At 42.1% G+C, this 23912-nt stretch carries 18 protein-coding genes and 1 riboswitch; of the genes, 16 read left to right on the forward strand and 2 right to left on the reverse strand.

Features of this window, described 5'->3' with window-relative positions; genetic code table 11:
- The first annotated feature begins 40 nt into the window (after positions 1-40).
- The 14 genes from thrA (at position 41) to J0X13_RS13265 (ending at position 19125) form a co-directional block, all read left to right on the forward strand.
- A complete protein-coding gene (gene thrA, locus J0X13_RS13200) occupies positions 41-3424 on the forward strand; it encodes a bifunctional aspartate kinase/homoserine dehydrogenase I (protein ID WP_207071867.1) in 3384 nt (1127 codons plus the stop codon).
- A complete protein-coding gene (locus J0X13_RS13205; protein ID WP_207071868.1) occupies positions 3421-4593 on the forward strand; it encodes a trans-sulfuration enzyme family protein in 1173 nt (390 codons plus the stop codon). Before thrA ends, J0X13_RS13205 begins: the two co-directional genes overlap by 4 nt.
- 56 nt (positions 4594-4649) lie before the next feature.
- Positions 4650-5057, forward strand: coding sequence for an RrF2 family transcriptional regulator (locus tag J0X13_RS13210; protein WP_207072063.1), 408 nt, complete (start codon positions 4650-4652; stop codon positions 5055-5057).
- A 408-nt stretch (positions 5058-5465) separates the two neighbouring features.
- Positions 5466-6089, forward strand: coding sequence for a phosphoadenosine phosphosulfate reductase domain-containing protein (locus J0X13_RS13215; protein ID WP_207029918.1), 624 nt, complete (start codon positions 5466-5468; stop codon positions 6087-6089).
- 80 nt (positions 6090-6169) lie between these two features.
- A complete protein-coding gene (locus J0X13_RS13220; protein ID WP_207071869.1) occupies positions 6170-8260 on the forward strand; it encodes a ferredoxin-like domain-containing protein in 2091 nt (696 codons plus the stop codon).
- Positions 8253-9029: a uroporphyrinogen-III C-methyltransferase gene (gene cobA / locus J0X13_RS13225; RefSeq protein WP_207071870.1), complete on the forward strand. Its 777-nt coding sequence runs from the start codon at positions 8253-8255 to the stop codon at positions 9027-9029. The genes J0X13_RS13220 and cobA overlap by 8 nt, the downstream gene beginning before the upstream one ends.
- Before the next feature lie 48 nt (positions 9030-9077).
- Complete coding sequence (locus J0X13_RS13230; RefSeq protein WP_207071871.1) at positions 9078-10139, forward strand: NAD(P)/FAD-dependent oxidoreductase; 1062 nt, start codon at positions 9078-9080, stop codon at positions 10137-10139.
- Positions 10140-10275: 136 nt separating this feature from the next.
- A complete protein-coding gene (locus tag J0X13_RS13235; RefSeq protein ID WP_207071872.1) occupies positions 10276-11037 on the forward strand; it encodes an SDR family NAD(P)-dependent oxidoreductase in 762 nt (253 codons plus the stop codon).
- A gap of 142 nt (positions 11038-11179) precedes the next feature.
- A riboswitch (SAM riboswitch) is annotated at positions 11180-11319 on the forward strand.
- Positions 11320-11389: 70 nt separating this feature from the next.
- Positions 11390-12391 carry a homocysteine S-methyltransferase family protein gene (locus J0X13_RS13240; RefSeq protein ID WP_207071873.1) on the forward strand — a complete coding sequence of 334 codons (1002 nt, stop codon included), beginning with the start codon at positions 11390-11392 and terminating at the stop codon, positions 12389-12391.
- Positions 12392-12400: 9 nt separating this feature from the next.
- Positions 12401-15079 (forward strand): methionine synthase, encoded by a 2679-nt coding sequence (gene metH / locus J0X13_RS13245; protein ID WP_207071874.1) that lies wholly within the window; start codon positions 12401-12403, stop codon positions 15077-15079.
- A gap of 3 nt (positions 15080-15082) precedes the next feature.
- A complete protein-coding gene (gene metF / locus J0X13_RS13250; RefSeq protein WP_207071875.1) occupies positions 15083-16036 on the forward strand; it encodes a methylenetetrahydrofolate reductase [NAD(P)H] in 954 nt (317 codons plus the stop codon).
- A gap of 19 nt (positions 16037-16055) precedes the next feature.
- Complete coding sequence (locus J0X13_RS13255; RefSeq protein ID WP_207071876.1) at positions 16056-17156, forward strand: acyloxyacyl hydrolase; 1101 nt, start codon at positions 16056-16058, stop codon at positions 17154-17156.
- A gap of 7 nt (positions 17157-17163) precedes the next feature.
- On the forward strand, positions 17164-17964 hold the full coding sequence (locus J0X13_RS13260) for a head GIN domain-containing protein (protein ID WP_207071877.1): 801 nt from the start codon (positions 17164-17166) through the stop codon (positions 17962-17964).
- Positions 17965-18099: 135 nt separating this feature from the next.
- A complete protein-coding gene (locus J0X13_RS13265; protein WP_242535731.1) occupies positions 18100-19125 on the forward strand; it encodes a serine hydrolase domain-containing protein in 1026 nt (341 codons plus the stop codon).
- Here J0X13_RS13265 and J0X13_RS13270 read toward each other — a convergent pair.
- Positions 19122-20573 carry a pyridoxal phosphate-dependent decarboxylase family protein gene (locus J0X13_RS13270; RefSeq protein ID WP_207072064.1) on the reverse strand — a complete coding sequence of 484 codons (1452 nt, stop codon included), beginning with the start codon at positions 20571-20573 and terminating at the stop codon, positions 19122-19124. The two genes, J0X13_RS13265 and J0X13_RS13270, sit on opposite strands and share 4 nt — an antisense overlap.
- Positions 20574-20669: 96 nt before the next feature.
- Positions 20670-21563, reverse strand: a complete 894-nt coding sequence (gene gldA / locus J0X13_RS13275) for a gliding motility-associated ABC transporter ATP-binding subunit GldA (RefSeq protein WP_207071879.1) — start codon at positions 21561-21563, stop codon at positions 20670-20672.
- Positions 21564-21939: 376 nt separating this feature from the next.
- On the opposite strand from gldA, the gene J0X13_RS13280 reads away from it, so the two are divergent.
- Together J0X13_RS13280 and J0X13_RS13285 are read left to right on the forward strand one after the other, a co-directional pair.
- Positions 21940-22767 (forward strand): prephenate dehydratase, encoded by an 828-nt coding sequence (locus J0X13_RS13280; protein ID WP_207071880.1) that lies wholly within the window; start codon positions 21940-21942, stop codon positions 22765-22767.
- Complete coding sequence (locus tag J0X13_RS13285; RefSeq protein ID WP_207071881.1) at positions 22767-23909, forward strand: pyridoxal phosphate-dependent aminotransferase; 1143 nt, start codon at positions 22767-22769, stop codon at positions 23907-23909. The genes J0X13_RS13280 and J0X13_RS13285 overlap by 1 nt, the downstream gene beginning before the upstream one ends.
- Positions 23910-23912 lie beyond the last annotated feature (3 nt).

A 23912-nucleotide genomic window follows, 5' to 3' on the forward strand; every position in this document is an offset into this window, starting at 1 on the left:
TTATTAATTTTTGACCCGCTGTGGGTCTATAGTTGTTTATATGGATTTAAGGCATTTGGCCATATCGGATTTTAAAACGTTGAGCGGGTCCGTTCAGGACATAAAATTGTCGTATCAAGTTTTTGGAAAACCCTTGCACACCGCGCCCATTATTTTGGTGAACCACGCGCTTACGGGTAACTCCAACGTGGCAGGGGAAAATGGATGGTGGTCCGATTTGATCGGGGATGGAAAATGCATCGATACCGAGAAGTATACCATTTTATCCTTCAATATTCCAGGGAACGGCTTTGATGGATTTATCATCGAAAACTACAAGGATTTTGTTGCAGGGGATATAGCTAGAATATTCCTCTGGGGGTTGAAGCAATTGGAGATCAACAAACTGTTTGCCATTATTGGAGGTTCTTTGGGAGGTGGCATTGCTTGGGAAATGACTGCTATCGACCCAAATATTACGGAGCATTTGATACCCGTCGCATCCGATTGGAAATCGACAGATTGGTTGATTGCCAACTGTCAGATACAAGAACAATTTTTGGTCAATTCCAAACAGCCCGTACACGATGCGCGTATGCATGCAATGCTTTGCTACCGCACGCCAGAATCGTTCAAGGAAAGATTTAAAAGAAGTACCAACGAGGAACTCAAGGTTTTTAATGTGGAATCTTGGTTGATGCACCACGGTAAAAAATTGCAGGAGCGTTTTCAGCTTTCGGCGTATAAGTTGATGAACCAACTGCTGAAATCCATCGATATAACTAGAAATGGGGAAGAAGCCTTCAAGGCATTGCAGGAAAGTGATACCAAAATTCACATTATAGGTGTGAACTCCGATTTGTTTTTTACCGCTGAGGAGAATAAAGAAACCTTTAAAAGATTGGCACAGGCCAACACCAACGTAACCTATGGTGAGGTGCAATCTGTGCATGGTCATGATGCCTTTTTGATGGAGTTTGAACAATTGGAAAAATTGTTGGAGACTGTTTTTCATAAGAATACCGAACGAATCAAAATTTTGAAGTTCGGAGGAAAATCCTTGGCCAACGGAGAAGGTATTGACCATGTATTGAACATCATCAAGAAAAGGTTTAAAGAAGGAGAGCACTTTGCAGTAGTGGTCTCTGCTCGTGGCAAGGCTACCGACCAGTTGGAGAATTTATTGGAAAAGGCAGCCAAGGGGGCTGACTTCAAAGCTGACTTGAAGAAGTTCGTGGACTATCAAAAAAATAATTTTGATGGTTTGAATATTGAGGAAGAACTGGCCGCCATTGAAAAAATATTGAGCGGGGTTTCCTTAACGGGTGATTACAGTCTTAAGACCAAGGATGAGGTCTTGTCATTTGGTGAACTATTGTCAGCTAAATATGTAACGGCCGCCCTTAACGCATCAGGATTAAAGGCAAAGCTTTTGGATTCTCGAAAATTAATCACTACAGATGATAATTTCAGTAATGCGGAAGTGGATCAAGGCACATCCAAGGAAAATGTGCTTCGGTATTTCCATGAACTGGAAAAGGATACCATTCCAATAATTACTGGGTTTATTGGTTCCAACCGGGGAGGGACAACCACTACCTTGGGTAGAAATGGAAGTAACTATTCCGCTGCCTTGTTGGCCAACTTTTTGGATGCTGGCGAGTTGATCAATTACACCCATGTAGATGGTATTTTTACCGCCAATCCTGATCTAGTGAAAGATGCCAAGGTAATAGATGTGATATCGTACAGTGAGGCTAACGAGTTGGCCAATTTTGGAGCAAATATTTTGCACGCGAAGACCATAATCCCTTTGATAGAGAAAAATATTCCGCTACGTATTTGCAACACCTTCAACGATGAAAGTGAAGGAACCTTGATTGGTCCAAAAACCAACAATGGTGGAATAAAGTCGTTATCGGTACTGGATAATATGGCCCTGATCAATTTGGAGGGTAGGGGATTGCTAGGTAAAGTTGGTGTGGATATGCGAATTTTTAGAGCCCTTGGTCAAAACGGTATCAGCGTAGGTATTGTTTCTCAAGGTTCATCCGAGCGAGGTATCGGTTTGGTTGTGGATGAATCTGAAGCGGATAAGGCCAAAAAAGTACTCGATCAAGAATTCGAGACCGATTACTCCTCTCAAGATATTAACCAAATTACTGTGGTGAAAGATGTTTCGGTCATATCCATTGTGGGAATGGACTTGAGCAGCTTTCACAAACCGTTCAATGCTTTAGCCAAGAATCAGGTTATTCCATTGCTTTTTAACAACACGGTTACGGGGAAGAACGTGAGTATGGTGGTAAAAAAATCCGATCTGCACAAAGCCATAAATGTGATTCATGGGCAAATCTTCGGGATTGCCAAAAAAATCAACTTGGCATTGTTCGGTCACGGTAATGTGGGAGGTACCTTGATCAGTCAGATTTTGGACTCGGAAAAAAGCATTGAAGAACGAAAAAGTATCGATTTAAAAGTGTTTGCGGTTGCAAACTCAAGAAAAGTACTTCTGGATGCTTCGGGAGTTGGTTCTGATTGGAAAGAGCGTTTGGAAAAAGAGGGCCAACCCTATCAAATTGAAGATATTACCGCATTTGCCAAACAACACCATCTGGAAAATTTGATTGCGGTGGACAATACGGCGAGCAAAACATTTGTAGAACAATACGAAACACTGATCGAGCATGGTTTTGATTTGGTTTCATCAAACAAAATTGCAAATACGTTGAGTTTTGAGAAATACAGATCGGTTCGAAAACTTTTGGATAAAAATCAAAAACAATATCTCTACGAAACCAATGTGGGGGCAGGCCTTCCACTTATTGACACTATCAAATTGTTACATCTTTCGGGGGAGAACATTACCCGAATCAAAGGAGTGTTTTCAGGGTCGCTGAGCTATATTTTCAATACCTTTTCGGAGAAAGAGGTTTCTTTTTCAGAAATTGTAAAGGAAGCGATGGGAAGGGGCTTTACCGAACCCGACCCAAGAGAAGATCTGTCTGGTAACGATGTAGGGAGGAAGTTGTTGATCTTGGCCAGGGAATTGGATCTTCAGAACGAATTTTCTGATATTGATGTCCAAAACCTGATTCCTGGAGAGTTGCAAACCTTGGATTTTGAAAAGTTCATGGAGCGAATTGAGGAAATGGATAATATTTTCAAGGATATCAAAGAGAAGCAAGAGTCTGGTCACGTGCTGCGCTATGTAGGTGACTTGCATGGAGATTTGCAGCAGGATAAAGGAATTTTGGAGGTAAAACTGATTTCGGTGCCCAAAGAAAGTGCTTTGGGACAGGTAAAAGGGTCCGATTCCATTATTGAGATTTATACGGAATCCTACGGGGAGCATCCTTTGGTGATTCAAGGAGCTGGTGCAGGAGCCGCCGTAACGGCGAGAGGTGTATTTGGTGACATTTTAAGAATAGCAGAGAAGATATGAGCAAGAAAGACAAACAATTCGAGACACAGGCAATAAGAACGCAAATGGAACGTAGTCAAAATTTGGAGCATTCCAGCCCCATTTACATGACTTCAAGCTTTGTTTTTGAAGATGCAGAGGACATGCGTGCATCCTTTGCGGAAGAGAAACAACGTAATATCTATTCCAGATATTCCAACCCCAATTCGAACGAACTCATAGAAAAAGTATGTAAGATGGAAGGTGCGGAGAATGGTTTTGCCTATGCCTCGGGTATGGCTGCTGTTTTTTCAACTTTGGCCGCTTTGCTCGATGCTGGTGACCATGTGGTTTCATCTAAAAGTATTTTTGGATCTACACATACCTTGTTCACACAGTTTTTTCCAAAATGGAATATCGAAACCAGTTATTTCGATGCTAATGATCTATCAACAATTGAAGGGTTAATACAGCCAAATACTAAAATACTTTATGCGGAAACCCCGACCAATCCAGGGGTAGACGTGTTGGATTTGGAGGTGTTGGCAAACATTGCCAAAAAGCATGACCTTATTTTTGTGGTCGATAACTGCTTTGCGACACCTTATTTGCAACAGCCCATAAAATTTGGTGCGGACTTGGTTATTCACTCGGGAACCAAGTTAATGGACGGACAAGGCCGGGTTTTGGCGGGAATCACGGTAGGTAGTGGCGAATTAATGGATAAAGTATATCGTTTTTCGCGGATTACCGGGCCCGCATTGTCGCCCTTCAATGCTTGGGTATTGTCCAGAAGTTTGGAAACTTTGGCCATTCGAGTGGATAGGCATTGTGAAAACGCCTTGAAGTTGGCGACCTACCTTGAAGGTCACGATAAAATTGAGTGGGTGAAATACCCATTCTTAAAATCACACCCGAAACATGAAATTGCCAAAAAGCAGATGAAAGCAGGTGGCTGTGTGGTTGCCTTTGGGGTAAAAGGGGGTCTGGAAGCAGGTCGCGAATTTTTTGATAGTATTCAACTATTGTCTTTATCCGCCAATTTGGGGGATGCCCGAAGTATCGTGACACATCCTGCCTCTACTACCCACAGCAAACTGACAACAGAGGAACGCAATGCCGTTGGCATTTCCGATGGTATGGTGCGGGTGTCTGTTGGTTTGGAGCATATTGACGACATTATCGCGGATATTGAACAGGCTTTGGAATAATGTTTATAGCCTCTAGATTTGAGGGGTAGATTGTTAATTTTCCCTATATTCGTATGATGCTCTCAAAGAAGACAAAATACGGTTTAAAGGCACTTACATTTCTTGCCAAAGTAAGGGATAGGGAACCCATTCAAATTGCTGAAATAGCTAAGCATGAGAATATATCCCAGAAGTTTTTGGAAAGTATTTTGCTCACCCTTCGAAGAAATGGTCTTTTGGGATCCAAAAAAGGAAAAGGTGGAGGATATTACCTTATAAAGGAACCCGAAGACATTCTAATGACTACTGTAATGCGCATTTTGGAAGGTCCTATTGCCATGGTGCCCTGCGTTAGTCTTAATTTCTACGAAAAATGTGATGACTGCCCGGATGAAGAGGAGTGCTCTGTTCATAAACTGATGCTTCAAGTAAGGGACAGTGCTCTAGAGGTGTACCGAAACAACACACTGGCCGATTTGCTCTGACACTCTTAATTCTTAAAGGATTTAAAAATGTTTACTGCTTTTTTGGAAATTTCAGGAGCCTATGTCCGTTATCTGTTCTTCAAGTTTGTCAGCTTATTGTTTGAAAAAAAGAAAAGAGATTTTGATTCATTCTTAAAGGAAAAACCAAAAAATCATATCGCCAATACAAATAATGATTTTTGGAATGGAATAGTTGGTTTTCTATTATTTGCTCTTTTACTACTAATTCTCTATTTGATTTTTGTTTAAACAGACTTATATCTTTATCAAAATTTTAAAATGCAATGGATTTTTTTATTAATCTACTAAAACTATAGGATAAAAGTAAGTTTAAAGTTTATTTTACTTTTTGTTCTAAAATTAATTTTATTTTTGAAAACTCTAGTAAAACTATAGATTATATATTTTATGGCGTTCAATATTGATTTGGAATATTACAATAAGCAATTTAGAGGGATACCCCCTGAAGAGATTATCAGTTGGGCATTGCAATTGTCAAACAGAAGAATAGTAACAACAAGCTTTGGTAAATACTCTGCGGTGCTTCTGAATACATTCAGTATGGAAGACCCTGATATCAATGTGGTTTGGTGTGATACGGGTTATAATTTGCCAGAAACCTATGAGCATGCTGCATATTTGACAAATTTGCTCAATCTTAATCTTAACACCTACGTCCCTAAAGAAACAAGGGCCTTTACAGAACATCGTTTAGGCTTTCCTTCAGTAGACCAGCCCGAACATGCCGAATTTTCTGAGATTGTTAAACTTGAGCCCTTCCGCAGAGCTTTGGTGGATTTTAAACCGGATATTTGGTTTTCCAACATTAGAATACGACAAACGGAATTAAGAAGTTCAAAGGATATTTTGAGTTATAGTAAAGACGGTATTCTTAAAATCAGCCCTTTTTATTATTGGACAGATGAAGACTTGGATGGCTATTTGGAAGAACATAATTTGCCTAAGAACAGCACATATTTTGATCCTGTAAAAGCTTTAGAAAGCAGAGAGTGTGGCATTCATCTTCAATAGATAAATGAAGTAGATGGATGAAATAACTTAAGATGATTTATTTTATTATTTATCTATAAAAACGATAGGAAAACTAGATTATGCAAAGTTTTAGAACAGAAATAGAAAACCCAGTTGTAGAAAAGGACATCATTGAATTGGAGAAAAAAATCCGCCAGTTCAAAGGTGGAAATATAGAAGAGGAAAAATTCCGAAGTCTACGATTGGCGCGTGGAGTTTACGGACAGCGTCAACAGGGCGTGCAGATGATTCGTATTAAATTGCCCTATGGAAAGGTCACCTCCAATCAATTGCTTCGAATCGCCGATGTTTCCGATGAATATTCCAGGGGACGATTGCATATCACCACACGTCAGGATATCCAGATTCATTATGTTGATTTGGAACGTACACCTGAGCTGTGGGCACAGCTCGAAAAGGACGAGGTAACCCTTCGCGAAGCCTGTGGGAACACCGTTCGAAATGTAACCGCTAGCGAAACTGCAGGAATCGATGTGGACGAACCATTTGATGTGTCTCCTTATGCACAAGCGGTCTTCGAATATTTCCTACGAAATCCGATCGGACAGGAAATGGGAAGAAAGTTCAAGGTTTCGTTCTCCGCGAGTGATGCTGATACAGGACTTTCCTACATGCACGATCTTGGTTTTATAGCCAAAGAAAAGAATGGTGAAAGAGGATTTAAAGTGATGTTGGCCGGTGGTCTTGGTTCACAACCGCGCCACGCCGATGAGCTTTATAGTTTTTTGCCCACAGATAAAATTATTCCATTAATGGAACGTGTAATCCGTGTATTCGATAGATACGGGGAGCGTAAGAGTAGGGCCAAGGCCAGAATGAAATTTTTGCTGAAGGATATCGGGTTGGATGGATTTAAACAATTATTGGAAGAAGAACAAACAGCTGTTCCCCACCAAACCTATCCCATCAATTTCGAAGACTACCCAAAAGTTAAAGTGGCCGAGGTTGAAATTCCAGAGATTTCAATCGAAGACCAAGAAGCTTTTAGTCATTGGAAGTCGACCAACTTGGTGCCTCAAAAGCAAGAAGGCTATGTGGCTATCGGAATCAAAGTACTATTAGGGGATTTCTACACGGATAAAGCTCGTGAATTGGCCAAATTGGTACAAGATTATGCTGCAGGTGAAATTCGTTTGTCACTTAGGCAAAACATATTGATACCCTATGTTAAGGAGAAACTGGTTCCTTTCTTTTATAAGGAACTCAAAAAACTGGGCTTTGCCGAAGCAGGTTATAACAAGGCTTTGGACATTACTGCCTGTCCGGGAACCGACACTTGTAATCTTGGTATTGCCAGTAGTACAGGAATTGCAGATGAGTTGGAAAGGGTTATCAAGGCGGAATACCCACAGTATATCAATAATCCAGACGTTGTTATTAAGATCAGTGGCTGCATGAACGCTTGTGGTCAACATAATATGGCGCATATCGGCTTTCAGGGAATGTCGGTAAGAACGAAGGATAAGTTGGTGGCCCCCGCTCTTCAAGTATTGTTGGGAGGTGGAAATTATGGTGACGGACGAGCAAGATTTGCAGATAAAGTAGCTAAGATTCCAAGTAAAAGAGGTCCACAGGCATTGCGCCTTATTTTGGACGATTTTGAAGCGAACGGAAATGGAGCATCCTTTACCGATTATTACGAGGAAAAAGGACAACATTATTTCTACGACTTCCTTAAACCTTTGACCGATGTGGATAATTTGACCCAAGACGATTTTATTGACTGGGGCAACGAGGAAAAGTATAAAAAAGAGATAGGTATTGGCGAATGTGCAGGGGTCATTGTGGATTTAGTGGCCACATTGTTCTTTGAAAGCCAAGAGAAGATAGAAAATGCCGAAGAGGCCATCAAAGAAGGAAAATGGGCGGCAAGTATCTATTATTCCTATCAATCCATTGTGAATTCAGCCAAAGCATTACTGACCGCTGAAAAAGTAAAGACCAATACCCATGCAAGCATCATCAAGGATTTTGATAAGCTGTATGTGGAAGAAGGAAAAATAGCCTTTGAGGGCGGGTTTGGAGAAGTGGCCCTTCAATTAAACAAGAACGAACCATCCGAAGCTTTTGCCAAAAGCTATTTGAAAGATGCCAAAACCGTTTTGGAACGGTTGGAAACGTTCAGAAAGTTAGAGTTGGAACATGCATAGAGGAAAATTGACAGTTGTGGGGGCAGGCCCCGGCGATGTGGATTTGATAACCCTAAAAGGAATCAAAACCCTACAAAATGCAGATGTTGTTCTGTATGATGCTTTGGTGTCTCCAGAGCTATTGGAATATGCGCCGGAAGCGGAGAAAATATTTGTCGGCAAACGCAAGGGGTGCTATTCCTATCAGCAAAATCAAATCAATGATTTGATTGTTGAACGAGCCCAACAGGGATTACAGGTAGTGAGATTGAAGGGCGGAGATCCTTTTGTATTTGGAAGAGGAGCGGAAGAGATGGAATATGCCGCAGCATCCGGAGTGGAAGTGGCCGTAGTGCCAGGGATTTCATCCTCGGTATCGGTACCAGCATCACAAAACATTCCGGTGACCAAAAGAGGTGCTGCCGAAAGTTTTTGGGTGATTACAGGAACAACCAAGGAACACAAGCTTTCAACCGATGTGGCATTGGCCGCAAAATCCAGCGCAACAGTAATCATTCTTATGGGGATGTCCAAGCTTGGAGAAATTATGGAACTTTTCAAGAAAGAAGGGAAAGAAGATACACCAGTGGCCATCATTCAAAATGGCACAACCGATTACGAAAAGATTGGAGTTGGCACTGTTGCTTCTATTGAGGACAAGGCAAGGGAGCAGCAGCTATCCAATCCTGCCATAATAATCATAGGAGAGGTGGTGAACCATCGCCAACAACTCTTGGATGTTCAAAAGAAATATCAAAATCAGGGAAAAGAATTGCTAGAGAAAGTTTAATCAAAAATGTCAGCTCGAGCATAGTCGAGAGCAATTAAAAGGAGAATTATGATAAAAACAGACATCATTATAATCGGAGCAGGCCCAACAGGATTGTTCACCGTTTTTGAAGCGGGATTACTCAAACTCAAGTGTCATTTAATTGATGCTTTGCCACAGCCTGGAGGACAATGTTCAGAAATATATCCAAAGAAACCCATTTACGATATTCCCGCGTACCCGGAAATTTTGGCTGGTACTTTGGTTGATAACCTTATGGAGCAGATCAAGCCGTTTGAACCAGGATTCACCTTGGGGGAACGTGCCGAAACTTTGGATAAACAAGAAGACGGGTACTATATCGTGACCACCAATAAGGGAACACAGCATCATGCCCCTGTAGTGGTCATTGCAGGTGGACTCGGTTCTTTTGAACCAAGAAAACCCATGATTCCCAATATCGGTCTCTTTGAAAGCAAGGGGGTGGAATATATGATCAAAGACCCGGAACAGTTCCGCGATAAGAAAGTGGTGATCTCTGGCGGAGGCGATTCGGCGTTGGACTGGGCAATCTTTTTGGCCGATGTGGCTTCCGAAGTTTCTTTGGTGCACCGTAGAAATGAGTTCCGTGGTGCCCTGGATTCTGTTGAAAAGGCACGTGAACTGGCCAAGCTGGGTAAGATTCAATTGTACACCAAAGCCGAAGTAAAGGAAATACACGGTAAAAAAGATCTACAAGCCGTGGTCATCAAGTATAATGATGAGGAAAAGGAATCCACCTATGTGGAGACCGATTACTTTATTCCTTTGTTCGGATTGTCTCCGAAATTGGGGCCACTGGGTAATTGGGGCTTGGAAATCGAGAAAAACGCCATCAAGGTAAACAATGCCAAGGATTACCAGACTAATCTTCCAGGGGTGTTTGCCATTGGTGATGTCAACACCTACCCAGGTAAACTAAAGTTGATTCTGTCCGGATTCCACGAGGCGGCCGTAATGTGCCAGTATGCCTATCAAATCATCAACCCGGATAAACGGTTTGTAATGAAGTATACCACCGTTGGAGGTGTGCAGGGATTTGATGGTTCCAAGAAAGAGGCAAAAAAAGAAGTCGTGCAGAGCATCAATTAATATGAGTTGTTTTTAGAAGCTGAGACACCTTCCAGAAGTAATTTTGGAGGGTGTTTTTTGATTTGGGAATTATCGTCCTAAACCTTAAAAAAGCGATACTAACCCTTACATTTGTTTCAAATCAAAATATTTGGAAATGACAACAACTAAGATTGCCTTGATCACAGGAGGTAGCCGTGGTCTGGGAGAAGATATGGCCTTAAAAATCGCAAAAAAGGGAATAGATGTGGTCCTTACTTACCATACCAACAAAGACCTGGCTGAAGATGTGGTGGCGAATATCCAAAAATTGGGACAAAAGGCATTGGCCCTACAACTGGATACATCGAACATTACAACTTTTGAAGCTTTTTATGAGCGATTGGCAAAGGGTCTCAAAGAAGGGATGGGAACTTCCAAAATCGACTTTCTTGTCAATAATGCCGGAACCGGAATCTATGAACCGTTTGTTTCGACTACCGAAGAACAATTTGACGAGATGATGAACATTCATTTAAAAGGTGTTTACTTCCTCACACAAAAATCACTTCCGTACCTTAATGATGAAGCTAGAATCATCAATATATCTTCGGGATTGGCAAGGTTCAGCCTTCCAAATTCGTCGGCCTATGGAGCCATGAAGGGAGGGGTGGAAGTGTTCACTAGATATTTGGCCAAGGAGCTGGCCGATAGAAAAATAAGGGCTAACGTGGTCGCACCAGGTGCTGTGGCAACCGATTTTGGAGGAGGAGAGAACAAGACCAATGAGGCCAAGCGGAAAGCAGTAACCAATTTCACGGCACTGGGAAGGGTCGGTGAGCCTGATGATATCGGAGGTGTGGTCGCTTTCCTGTGCACGGAAGATGCCAAATGGATCAATGCACAGCGTATCGAAGTATCGGGTGGTATCATGATTTAAAAAACATCACATGATCAAACTAAAAATTGACTGAGCGATCAATCCATTTTTTATTGTTGGATTTCTAAAAATTCAGGGGCTTTTTTTGCTTTTGACTAAGGAGTGCCGTTTCTTTGCAGTTCAGTTCATTTATAAATTGAAAGTGTTATCAAGAAAGGTGGAGGGATTGGACCCTGTGAAGCCTTAGCAACCCTCGACTTCGAGAAGGTGCTACATTCTACCCTTGTCTTGAATTTTTTCAAGACCTTTAGGAAGTTTAACCTGTAAGGGGAAGGATAACGAACGAATACAGTACCGTATCCACACACCTTTCTTGATCTCGCTACATCCTTTTTTGAAGGGAAATTATACTATGGAAAAAATTGAGGACATATTGAAGAAGCGGATTTTAGTGCTGGATGGGGCTATGGGCACCATGCTGCAGCGCTATAAATTCAAGGAAGAGGATTTTAGGGGGGAACGATTCAAGGATTGGCCAAGTGACCTGCAAGGGAACAACGATTTGTTGTCCATAACACAACCCGAGGCCGTAAAAGAAGTCCATCGGAAGTTTTTGGAAGCCGGAGCGGATATCATCGAAACCAACACCTTTTCTGGTACTACCATAGCCATGGCAGACTACGGCATGGAAGAATTGGTGTATGAACTGAATTACGAATCAGCGAAGATTGCAAAGCAAGTAGCCGAAGAATTCACACAAAAGAATCCGAGCAAACCAAGGTTTGTGGCCGGTAGTATTGGTCCGACCAATAAGACCGCCAGTATGTCTCCGGATGTTAACGACCCAGGTTTCCGTGCCATTACATTTGACGAACTGCGTGTCGCCTACAAACAGCAAGTGGAGGCCCTGCTCGATGGTGGTGCCGATATTTTATTGGTGGAGACCATATTTGACACGCTTAATGCCAAAGCAGCGCTTTTCGCTATTGAAGAGGTGAAAGATGAACGCAATATCAAAGTGCCCGTAATGGTCAGCGGTACCATTACAGACGCTTCGGGAAGAACATTGTCCGGACAGACCGCCGAAGCCTTTTTGATTTCCATTTCCCACATCCCGATTTTATCCGTAGGCTTTAATTGCGCTTTGGGAGCCAAACAACTGGTGCCCCATTTGGAAGTGGTTTCAGCAAAGTCGCAATTTGCAGTTTCCGCTCACCCTAATGCGGGACTGCCCAACGCCTTTGGCGAGTATGACGAAACACCTGAGCAAATGGCTGTACAGATTAAAGAATATGCAGAAAAAGGATTAGTGAACATTGTTGGAGGATGCTGCGGCACCACTCCAGAACATATCAAGGCCATTGCCGATGTTGTAAAGGATTATGAACCGAGAAAACTTCTGGCTCCAGCATAGTTTAAGTATATGGCAACGAACAACGAACAACGATATCTAAAACTCTCGGGCCTAGAGCCCTTGGTCGTAACCCCGGAAAGCAATTTCATTAATGTGGGGGAGCGGACCAATGTGGCAGGTTCCAAGCGGTTTTTACGGCTGATAAAGGAAGAAAAGTTTGATGAAGCACTGGACATTGCCCGCGAACAAGTGGAAGGTGGCGCCCAGATCATCGACATTAATATGGACGATGGTCTGATTGATGGCAAGGAGGCCATGGTCAGATTTCTTAACCTGATCGTTTCAGAACCCGATATCGCCAGGGTTCCCATTATGATCGATAGTTCCAAATGGGAGATCATTGAGGCTGGATTGCAAGTAGTGCAAGGAAAATGTGTGGTCAACTCCATCAGCTTAAAAGAAGGGAAAGAAGAGTTTGTACACCATGCTAAATTGATCAAGCGTTATGGCGCTGCGGTGATTGTAATGGCCTTCGACGAGGTGGGACAAGCAGATACCTACGAACGCCGTATTGAAATTGCCAAGCGTTCCTATGATATTTTGGTCAACGAAGTAAATTTCCCTCCCGAGGATATCATTTTTGACCTCAATATTTTTCCTGTGGCCACAGGAATGGACGAACATAAAAACAATGCCGTCGATTTTATCGAGGGAACCCGTTGGGTTCGTGAAAACCTACCCTATTGTAGTGTTAGTGGAGGTGTGAGCAATGTTTCTTTTTCATTTAGGGGTAACAATCCCGTTCGCGAGGCTATGCATTCCGCCTTCCTGTTCCACGCCATTAAAGCAGGTATGAACATGGGAATCGTGAACCCGACCATGTTGGAAGTATACGACAATATTCCCAAGGATTTGTTGGAACACGTAGAAGATGTGCTGCTCAACAGACGTGATGATGCTACCGAGCGCTTACTGGAATTTGCAGAGACCGTTGTGGGAACGGCTAAAGAAAGTAAGGTTGATCTGTCTTGGAGGGAAGAACCGCTTCAGGACCGTATTACCAGAGCTTTGGTGAAAGGTATTGACCAATACATTGTTGAAGATGTTGAAGAGGCCCGTAAACAGGCTGCCAAACCTTTGGAAGTAATCGAAGGCAACTTGATGACAGGCATGAACGTGGTCGGAGATTTGTTCGGAAGTGGAAAAATGTTTTTACCACAAGTGGTGAAATCTGCGCGAGTAATGAAAAAGGCCGTGGCCTACCTAACCCCCTATATTGAGGCATCAAAAGAAAAAAACGCCAAGGCAGCTGGAAAAATACTCATGGCTACCGTTAAAGGCGATGTGCACGATATCGGGAAAAATATCGTGAGCGTGGTTCTGGCCTGTAACAACTACGAAATTGTGGATTTGGGAGTGATGGTGCCCCCTGAAAAAATCATCAATAAGGCCAAGGAAGAGCAAGTGGATATTATTGGTTTGAGCGGATTGATCACGCCATCTTTGGATGAAATGGTTTTTTTGGCCAAGGAAATGGAGCGTCAAAACTTTGAAGTACCTCTTTTGATCGGTGGTGCAACAACAAGTAAGGCGCATACAGCGGTTAAAATAGATCCACAGTACAGTAATTCCGTAGTGCACGTCAATGATGCGTCTAGAGCGGTAACGGTAGTGGGCAATTTGCTTCAGGATGAGACTTCGGTCAAGTATAAAAAATCCATCAAGTTGGATTATGAGAGTTTTAGGGAGAAGTTTTTAAAGCGTGGAAAACAAAAGGAGTACCTGACCTTGGAGGAAGCAAGGAAAAACAAACTTCAGATCGATTGGAACTCATCCGATATTAAAAAACCAAATCAACTCGGCATTGAGGTCTGGGAAGATTTTGATTTGAACAAATTGGAAGCATTTATCGATTGGTCCCCTTTCTTCCGTAGTTGGGACTTGCATGGTAAGTATCCGGATATATTGACCGATGAGGTGGTCGGGAAGCAAGCCAAAGAACTGTTTGAGGATGCCCAAGTACTTTTAAAACGTATTTTGGATGAAAAACTTCTGAAAGCCAAAGCCATATTCGGGTTGTTTCCTGCCAATCAGGTTAATGATGATGATATTGAAGTGGACAAGGAAGGAGAAACCTTTATTTTTAGAACGCTTCGCCAACAATTGAAAAAGCGCGAAGGGGTTCCCAATATTGCCTTGGCCGATTTTATTGCACCAAAGGATACTGGAATTCAGGATTATATTGGTTGTTTTTGTGTAAGTACGGGATTTGGGACGCAAGAATTGGCTGCTGAATTTGAAAAGAACCATGATGATTATAATGCGATTATGATCAAAGCCCTGGCGGACCGATTTGCAGAAGCTTTTGCAGAATATCTACATAAAGAGGTGCGAACAAAATTCTGGGGTTATGTCGTTGACGAAGACTTGGACAACGATGCGTTGATCAAGGAAAGGTATCGCGGAATTCGACCTGCGCCTGGCTATCCCGCATGTCCCGACCACTTGGAGAAACTTACCATTTGGGAAATGATGGAGGTAGAGGAAAAAATTGGGGTAAAACTCACCGATAGTTTGGCCATGTGGCCAGCTGCCAGTGTAAGCGGCTACTATTTTGGTCATCCAGAGGCCAAGTATTTTGGACTGGGAAAAATAAAGCAAGACCAAGTTCAGGATTTTGCTGAGCGAAAAAATATAAAATTGGAGGAAGCCCAAAAGTGGCTTGCTCCCAATATTGTTGATGCATAAGCGATGAAAATTACCGATCACATAAAACAAGCCAAGGGAGAAACGCTTTTCAGTTTTGAAATTGTACCGCCCGTAAAAGGAAAAAGCATTCAGGAGTTGTACAATAACATCGATCCCTTGATGGAGTTCAAACCTCCGTTTATTGATGTGACCACTTCTCGGGAGGAATATGTCTACAAGGAGAAAGATGGGTTATTGGACAAAAAATTGACACGAACACGTCCTGGTACTTTGGGTATTTGTGCTTCCTTAAAGCATAAATATGATGTTGATACAGTGCCCCATGTGCTTTGTGGTGGATTTACAAAAGAGGAGACCGAGTATCTTCTGGTGGACTGCCAATATTTGGAAATAGAAAATGTAATGGCACTTCGCGGAGATGCCCGAAAAGAGGAGAAGTATTTTACCCCCACCAAAGGTGGACATCAATATGCCACGGAATTGGTAAAGCAAATACAGGATATTAATGAAGGTTACTATTTGCATGATACTATAGAGTCAAATGATTTAAGTAGTTTTTGCATTGGTGTGGCTGGCTATCCCGAAAAACATATGGAAGCTCCATCCTTGCAATCCGACCTAAAACGTTTAAAGCAAAAAGTGGACCTGGGTGCCGATTATGTAGTAACCCAAATGTTTTTTGACAACCAAAAATTTTTCGATTTTGTTAAGGCAGCACGTGATATGGGCATCGATGTTCCGATTATTCCCGGGATTAAACCGATAGCTGTAAAACGACATCTGCAGCTGTTGCCACAGGTGTTTCGGGTAGACCTTCCCCAAGATTTGATTGATGCTGTTGAGGCCTGTAAAAACAACAAAGAAGTACGTCAGGTAGGAGTGGAATGGGCCATTCAACAATCTAAAGAATTGCGAGAAGCAGGTGTGCCCGTATTGCATTATTATTCCATGGGAAAATCAGATAATATAAAGGCAATAGCCAAGGAACTTTTTTAATTTCCTACTTTAGTGCCCCATGAGGTACCTACTTAGCCTATTCTTGTTTTTGATTGCATTTTTTGGGAGGTCCCAAACCCCGGATGTTCCAAAAGATTTTGTGCTGGATGTAAATCAATTTTACGGTTCCATACTTTTGCACAACCCGGATATTTCCCATTTGATCACGGACCACCCTGGGGGTGTTATATTGGGAGTTAGCAGAAAAACCTATGGACATAAAGAGTGGGAAGCCGATTTTGGATATCCGGATACGGGCTATACTTTTGTTTATCAAAACACCAACAACGATACATTAGGTGAGCTTTACGGCGTTTATGGCCATTACAATTTTTACCTTTTCAACCGAAATTTTCAACTTAGAATAGCACAAGGATTGGCTTACAGTACCAATCCCTATCATAAGGATGAAAATTTTCGAAACAATGCCTACGGGAGTCACATTTTAAGTAGCACCTTATTGATGATGAACTATCATAAGGAAAACCTCTTTGCCGGTCTGGGGGTGAAGGCCGGATTGTCTTTGATCCACTATTCCAATGCCAATTTTAAGGCGCCGAATACCTCCACCAATACATTTGCATTCAATGTGGGCTTAACCTATAATCTTGATAAGGATGCGGCATATGCGTATGTAAAACCAGAACCTAAAGAAAAAATCAAGGAACCCATTCGTTATAATTTAGTACTAAGGGGAGGAGCTAACGAAAGCGATGTAATCAATATGGGCAGATATGGTTTTGCCATTGTTTCTGCTTATGCAGATAAGCGTTTGGGAAAACGAAGTGCCATTCAATTGGGAACAGATATTTTCTTCTCCAACTTTCTAAAGGAATTGATTCGATATCAATCAATATCGTTTCCTGAATTGGATGTTGCACCTGATACGGACTATAAAAGGGTAGGGGTGTTTTTGGGACATGAACTCTTTGTGAACAAATTGAGCGTAATTGCCCAATTGGGGTATTATGTCTATTATCCTTTTGATTTTGAAGGTAAGGTCTATAACCGAATCGGGTTGAAGCGATATTTTGGTGATAAGATATTCGGCGCTGTTACCTTAAAATCGCACGGAGCCAAGGCAGAGGCCATTGAATTTGGAATAGGTATAAGATTATAGTATTGAGATGTCAGTTGTAAGAAATTTATTTGGTTTTAAAAATGTTTCCAGCGCAGTCGCTAAGTTCTTTTCGTCGGCTATTTTTCTCATACTGATTTCCTGCAATGGTGATAACGTTCCCGATTGTTTTCAGAATGCCGGTGAGATGGTTCGTCGTCCAGTGGATGTTTCACAGTTTAGTTCCATTACAGTTTTTGAAAACCTGAATGTAGTTTTAAAGCAAGGCGATAATCAGTTGGTGGAGGTGGAAACAGGAGAATACCTCTTGAACGATTTTTCAGCTGTGGTGGAGGACAATCGCCTGGTACTTAGAAATGAAAATAGCTGCAATTATGTTCGGGATTATGGTTTGACAACGGTGTATATTACTTCCCCCAATATTTCTGAAATACGCAGCAGTACAGGAATGCCCATTACCAGCGATGGTGTCCTTAATTATCCCAGTTTAAGTTTGGTGTCAGAAAGCTTTAATAATCCTGATGCAGAGACTACGGACGGGTCCTTTGATTTGAACTTGAATGCTTCCACAGTTCGAATAGTGGTCAATGGTATTGCTTATTTCAAGCTTAAAGGAGCCACCGAAAATTTTAATGTAACAGTGGCCGCCGGAGATTCTAGGATTGAAGCGGAAGAATTGGTCGCGGAAAGTGTGACCATCAACCATAGGGGCTCCAATGATGCGATTGTCAACCCACAACAAAGTTTAAGTGGCATAATTCGCGGGACAGGTGATGTGATAAGCGTAAATCGACCTGATGAAGTAAATGTTGAGGAATTATTCAATGGTAGATTGATATTCCAAGATTGAGTTCCCTTCAAACTATGACATAAATCCTCATGCCCTTTCATATTTCTCATTAATTTCGAGTTTCAAATCGAATGTTTGGGTAGTTTTTTTACACATATCAGAAACTTGTTTGTCCCATTCCCAAAGTCGAAATCTTTGGAAGGATTGCACGGTTTGGAAAAAGCCAATGTTCTTTTCAACAATCTTGTGGCAGAAAAAAAAGTGCCCGGTTTGGCCGTGACCATTTTGGATAAAGGAGAAATATTGCTTCAAAACGGATATGGTTTTGCTGATATTGATAAAAGGATTAAGGTCCATCCAGTACATACGGTTTTCCGTATGGCAAGTATTTCCAAATGTATCACGGGATTGGCCCTGGGTAAAATGGTAGAAGATGGTATTGTGGATTTGGACGAATCTCTTTATACCTATGTTACTTACTACCCCAAAAAGAAATACGACTTCACGCTGCGACAATTGGCTAGCCACACTGCAGGTATTCGAGGATATCGTGGAAAGGAATACGCTTTGAACCTGGAATGCTCCATCAAAGATGGAATAGAAGTCTTTAAAAACGACCCATTGTTTTTTGAACCCGGTACAAGTTTCCTCTACAATAGCTTTGATTTTGTGTTGCTGTCCTTGGCCATGGAAGAAGCTAGTGGTATTCCTTTCAAGGACTATGTAAAAGAGCATATTTTGACACCCTTGGGATTAAAATACACCTTTTCTCCAGAGGATTTTGATTTCAGTTCGAAGGCAGTCAAGACCAAAGCACGGTTCTATACCAGGCGCTCTTTGTACTTTCAAGAGGCTGTTGAGGTTAACAATACTTATAAGTTGGCCGGAGGTGGGTATTTGTCGACTTGTGACAATGTGGCTAAACTGGGACAAGCCATTTTAGAGCGAAAATTACTCAAGAACGAAACCTACGAACAGTTGCTTACTTCCCAAACCATAGATGGCAAACCCATATATTATGGTCTCGGGTTTCAGGTGAGTCAGGATTCAAAGGGTAGGCCGTTTGTTGGTCACGTTGGTAACAGCGTAGGAGCTTACACCAATCTTTTTGTGTATCCGAATGGCCAAAAAGTTGTTGCGGTCTTGATCAATTCTACGGACCCGAAGGTACAGTCTATATTGGATGAGGCCATTGATGCTCTTTTTGAAGTTATGGCTTAGACTTTGCTCGCTAACTGCTCCTCAATTTCAAGTGCATATTTTTTACAAAGGTCAAAGGTGTCGGTAATGTCCTTCATCGTTGTTCTGGGATTGATGAGGCACATCCGAAGCACGATCTGTCCATTTAAAATAGTGGTCACAAGCATGGCCTTTCGCGAATCCATAACTTTTCCCGAAATGTATTGGTTGATCTTGTCCAGCTCCTTCTCCGAGTATTTTTTGTTGATGGGATGGTACCTGAAGTTGATAACCGCCAAGGTAGCTGGATACACCACCTCCCAACTTTTACTGCCACGAAGCATTGTTTCCACTTCTTCCGCCAAATCAATATTATATGTAATGGCATCACGGAACTCCTTTAAACCAAAGGTTTTCAGAGACATATAAAACTTGAGCGCTCTAAATCTTCTGGTTAACTGTATCCCATGATCATAAAAATTGATTTCAGAAGTATTCCCTTCGATATCCCTTAAATATTCAGGTTTTTCGGTAAAGGTATGGCTCAAGTTTTTGTGGTTTCGCACCAAAAGGCAACCCATTTCGTAGGGCTGGAAGAACCATTTATGTGGATCCACGGTCAACGAGTCGGCTTTTTCAATGCCTTTCATTGCCTGTTTGCCCTTTTGGGATAAAATAGCGGCTCCGCCATAGGCACCATCAATATGGAACCAGATATCCTCTTTCTTGCATATTTTTCCCAATTCCACCAATGGGTCCACTGTGCCTGTATTAGTGGTTCCGGCGGTGGCAATCAAACAGAGGGGGTAAAGTCCTTCCAATCTGTCCTTGGCAATACAGTTTTTCAATTTATTTACCGAAAACTTGAGCTCGCTATCCGTAGGAATAATTCTGATCTGTTCTTTTTTAAAGCCCAGCACGCGAATGGCCTTAATGTTGGATGAGTGCGCTTGATCGGATAGATAAATAACGGCCTTGGAGAAATCATCACCACACTTTATCCTACGGGCCGTTGCCACAGCGGTAAGGTTGGCCATGGATCCTCCACTGGTAAAAATACCTCCCCCTTTTCTCTTGGGGAAACCAAAGATCTTCAATAACCACTGAATGGTCACGATTTCCAATTCGGCCGCAGCAGGACTGGCTGCCCATCCGCCGGAGAAGATGTTGTAACCCGTGGCCAAAGCATCCGCCATTACACTAACGTAGTTGCTAGGGCCAGGTACAAAAGAAAATGATCTAGGGTGAGCCAAGTTTGCACTGTTGGTCATTACCTTTTCTAGAACAAAGTTCAGGACTTGGGAAGGGTCCGAACCTTTTTCAGGTGCCTCTTCCAAGAACAAAGAGTCCATTTCCTCCCGAGAGCCAAGGGCTACAGGTAATTTTTCGTGTTGGTTGGCATGGTGTTCCACTATGGCATCAACAACTTGATACCCATAACTCTTCATTTCTTCTTTGGAAAGTTCCAATCTGGCGTTGTTATTCTTCATAGAGGCCGTTTTCTTCTGTCCTGCAAAAGTACCATATTTGAAACGGTTTTCCATCCATTTTGGATGGTTGTTCCATCTGTTGGGATAAAAGGAAAGTTAGGACGTAAGTTCGGTGAACAAGCTCTCCAGGTTTTTGTTCTTTCTGCTGAGCTGAAGCGTCTTGAGTTTGTTGTCGTGTGCAAAATCGAATACGGCGGGCCTCATATCCTTGGAAGTGCCAAAAGTGATTTCGTAGACAAAACCACCTGTGTTTTTCACTTTGGAAACATTGGGCATTTGTTGCAGTAATTGTTCTTCTACGCGATAATCAAATTCCACCTCAATGATTTGTTCTTCGGCTTCACGAAGTTCCTCCAGTTTTTTATCGGCCACCAATTCTCCCTTGTTGATGATGATGACCCGGTCGCAAACGGCTTCCACTTCTTTCATAATATGTGTGGAAAGTAAAATGGTTTTTTCTTTTCCTATTTCTCGGATCAGTTTTCGGATTTCAATCAATTGGTTGGGGTCGAGTCCCGTGGTGGGCTCATCGAGAATCAAAACTTCCGGGTCGTGCAAAAGGGCCGCCGCAAGTCCAACCCGCTGACGATAGCCTTTGGATAGCTGCCCAATTTTTTTGTGGGCCTCGGGAGACAACCCTGTTTGTTCGATGACATCATTTATTTTGGACTTGTCCACTTTATAAACATCGGCATTAAAGGCCAAGTATTCCTTAACATACATCTCCAAATACAACGGATTATGCTCTGGCAGGTAACCAATGCTTTTTTGAACGTTCTTTTCAGCGCTCAACACATCAAAACCATTTACAGTGGCTTCACCCTCATCTGCTTTGTAGTAAGTGGTCAAAATCCGCATCATAGTGGACTTTCCTGCGCCGTTGGGACCTAAAAAACCGACCACTTCACCTTTGTTGATGGTGAACGAAACATTGTTCAATGCTTTTTGGGAGCCAAAGCTTTTTGTGATGTTTTGTACGGTGATGGACATTCAAAATAAATTTAATGATTCCAAAAATACACTTTTAGATGCTTTAATCCTTCAGTTTCAAAAGCAAGGATTTTATTCTATGAATCTTTTCAAAATTATTGACAAGATGAGAATTCGTAAAAAAGTATCATTTCTGTAAAATAATGTGCAGCAAAAATGCTTTTTTTGAGAAAATTCAAAAAAAATTTAGGAATGTCTGTGTGTTTCCAATTGAATACCTAAATTAGCCGACAATTAACAACGAGATGACAAACACGTATTTCTGGAACCGTTTTTATTTTTACTTCTTTTTTGAGAGAGGAGCGGGACTATTATAGATACGTTTTAAGTATAACCAATTTATAAAGTCCCGATACATCGGGACTTTTTTTTTGCAATGGAATTAAAAGTTGCCATACAAGGAATAAAGGGTTCCAACCACCATCAGGTGGCCGCCGATTTTTTTGGAGATAACATTGAGTTGATCGAGTGTAGCTCTTTTGATGCCGTTATCGATAGCTTATTGATGGGTGAAGCCGACAAGGGCATTATGGCCATCGAGAACTCCATTGCAGGGTCTATTATTCCCAATTACAACCTGGTGTACCATAATAATATCCATGTTATCGGGGAGCACTACTTGAACATCCACCATAACCTTATGGTTATGAAGGGTAAAACTTTTGATGATATCCAAGAGGTACATTCACACCCAATGGCATTGCTACAGTGCAAGGAGTTTTTCAAAACGCACCCACAGATCAAATTGGTGGAGAGTGTGGATACGGCCGAGACAGCAAAAAGAATCAAGGAGGAAGGACTTGGGCATATAGCTGCGATTGCTCCTAAAAAGGCAGCCGAATTGTACGATCTCGAAATTATAGCGGATAACATCCAGACCATTGTTAATAATTCAACCAGGTTCATTGTTCTTAAAAAACAGAACAAGGTGCTGCCAGAGGAAGAGATCAACAAGGCCTCTTTACGATTTATAACCGATCACAAAAGAGGAAGTTTGGCAACGGTATTGAATGTGATGAGCGACTGCAATATGAATATGACCAAGATTCAGTCCCTACCTGTGATAGAGACCCCGTGGAAGTATGCCTTTTTTGTGGATGTAACCTTTGATAAATACGAGCACTTTGCCAAAACCAAATCGTTGATGCAGATCATGGCCGAGGATTTCAAGGTGTTGGGTGAATATAAAAATGCATTGTTGTAATGATAACGGCAGATAGGTTAAATAGTATACAGGAATATTACTTCTCTAAAAAATTGAGAGAGGTCAGGGGATTAATGGCCGATGGCAAGCCCATTATCAACATGGGAATTGGCAGCCCGGATTTGGCACCATCACCGCAGGTACTGGAAACCCTTCGGGACTCCATTATCGAAGCGGGGGCACATCAATACCAAAGCTATCAAGGATTGCCACAACTTCGGGAGGCCATTGCGCATTTCTATCAGCAAAAATTTGAGGTGACCGTAGACCCATCTTCCGAAGTTTTGCCCTTAATGGGTTCCAAGGAAGGCATTATGCACATTAGTATGGCCTTTTTAAATGAAGGTGATGAGGTGTTGTTGCCAAATCCTGGGTATCCTACCTATACCTCGGTTACCAATTTGGTAGGTGGAGCACCGGTTAGTTATGACTTGAAAGCTGAAAATGGGTGGTTCCCCGATTTGGAGGAACTGTCCAAAAAAGATTTGTCCAAAGTAAAGGTAATGTGGATCAGCTATCCGCATATGCCGACAGGTGCTACGGCGACCAAGGAACAACTGGAGTCTTTGGTGGAATTTGCCAAGGAAAACGAAATCCTTTTGGTGAACGATAACCCTTATAGTTTTGTCCTCTCCAGCAATCCCACCAGTATTTTGTCCATCGACGGGGCTAAAGATTGCACTCTGGAACTGAATAGTTTAAGCAAGACCTTCAACATGGCAGGCTGGCGAGTTGGAATGGTACTGGGTAGTGCAGAACATATCACCGCAGTGCTGAAAGTGAAGAGCAATATGGACTCAGGAATGTTCTATGGCATACAAAAAGGTGCGATCGCGGCCTTGCAAAGCGGGCCTGAGTGGTTCGAAGCATTGGACAAGGTGTATACCAAACGGCGAGAGTTGATGTTTCAATTGGCGGATAAATTGGGATGCACCTACGATAAAAATGCGGTGGGAATGTTTGTTTGGTGCAAGCTGCCCAAAGGTGCCGAACCCTCAGAGGACTTTATAGATAAGGTATTGCACGACAAAGACATTTTCATTGCGCCAGGAACCATATTCGGGAGCAATGGAGAAGGCTACATTCGTTTTTCCCTTTGTGTGAAAGAAGAAAAGATTGAAGAAGCCATTGAAAGATTTTAGATT

Source organism: [Muricauda] lutisoli (nom. illeg.) (assembly GCF_017313105.1).
Classification (GTDB): Bacteria; Bacteroidota; Bacteroidia; order Flavobacteriales; family Flavobacteriaceae; genus Flagellimonas; species Flagellimonas lutisoli.

Bases quoted from the DNA above. Each gene is read 5' to 3' on its own strand.
- metH (WP_207071874.1), top strand. From the start codon at position 12,401: ATGGCAACGAACAACGAACAACGATATCTAAAACTCTCGGGCCTAGAG.
- J0X13_RS13260 (WP_207071877.1), top strand. From the start codon at position 17,164: ATGTCAGTTGTAAGAAATTTATTTGGTTTTAAAAATGTTTCCAGCGCA.
- J0X13_RS13220 (WP_207071869.1), top strand. From the start codon at position 6,170: ATGCAAAGTTTTAGAACAGAAATAGAAAACCCAGTTGTAGAAAAGGAC.
- J0X13_RS13240 (WP_207071873.1), top strand. From the start codon at position 11,390: ATGGAAAAAATTGAGGACATATTGAAGAAGCGGATTTTAGTGCTGGAT.
- gldA (WP_207071879.1), bottom strand. From the start codon at position 21,563: ATGTCCATCACCGTACAAAACATCACAAAAAGCTTTGGCTCCCAAAAA.
- J0X13_RS13230 (WP_207071871.1), top strand. From the start codon at position 9,078: ATGATAAAAACAGACATCATTATAATCGGAGCAGGCCCAACAGGATTG.
- J0X13_RS13205 (WP_207071868.1), top strand. From the start codon at position 3,421: ATGAGCAAGAAAGACAAACAATTCGAGACACAGGCAATAAGAACGCAA.
- thrA (WP_207071867.1), top strand. From the start codon at position 41: ATGGATTTAAGGCATTTGGCCATATCGGATTTTAAAACGTTGAGCGGG.
- cobA (WP_207071870.1), top strand. From the start codon at position 8,253: ATGCATAGAGGAAAATTGACAGTTGTGGGGGCAGGCCCCGGCGATGTG.
- J0X13_RS13280 (WP_207071880.1), top strand. From the start codon at position 21,940: ATGGAATTAAAAGTTGCCATACAAGGAATAAAGGGTTCCAACCACCAT.
- J0X13_RS13235 (WP_207071872.1), top strand. From the start codon at position 10,276: ATGACAACAACTAAGATTGCCTTGATCACAGGAGGTAGCCGTGGTCTG.
- J0X13_RS13255 (WP_207071876.1), top strand. From the start codon at position 16,056: ATGAGGTACCTACTTAGCCTATTCTTGTTTTTGATTGCATTTTTTGGG.
- J0X13_RS13210 (WP_207072063.1), top strand. From the start codon at position 4,650: ATGCTCTCAAAGAAGACAAAATACGGTTTAAAGGCACTTACATTTCTT.
- metF (WP_207071875.1), top strand. From the start codon at position 15,083: ATGAAAATTACCGATCACATAAAACAAGCCAAGGGAGAAACGCTTTTC.
- J0X13_RS13270 (WP_207072064.1), bottom strand. From the start codon at position 20,573: ATGAAGAATAACAACGCCAGATTGGAACTTTCCAAAGAAGAAATGAAG.
- J0X13_RS13215 (WP_207029918.1), top strand. From the start codon at position 5,466: ATGGCGTTCAATATTGATTTGGAATATTACAATAAGCAATTTAGAGGG.
- J0X13_RS13285 (WP_207071881.1), top strand. From the start codon at position 22,767: ATGATAACGGCAGATAGGTTAAATAGTATACAGGAATATTACTTCTCT.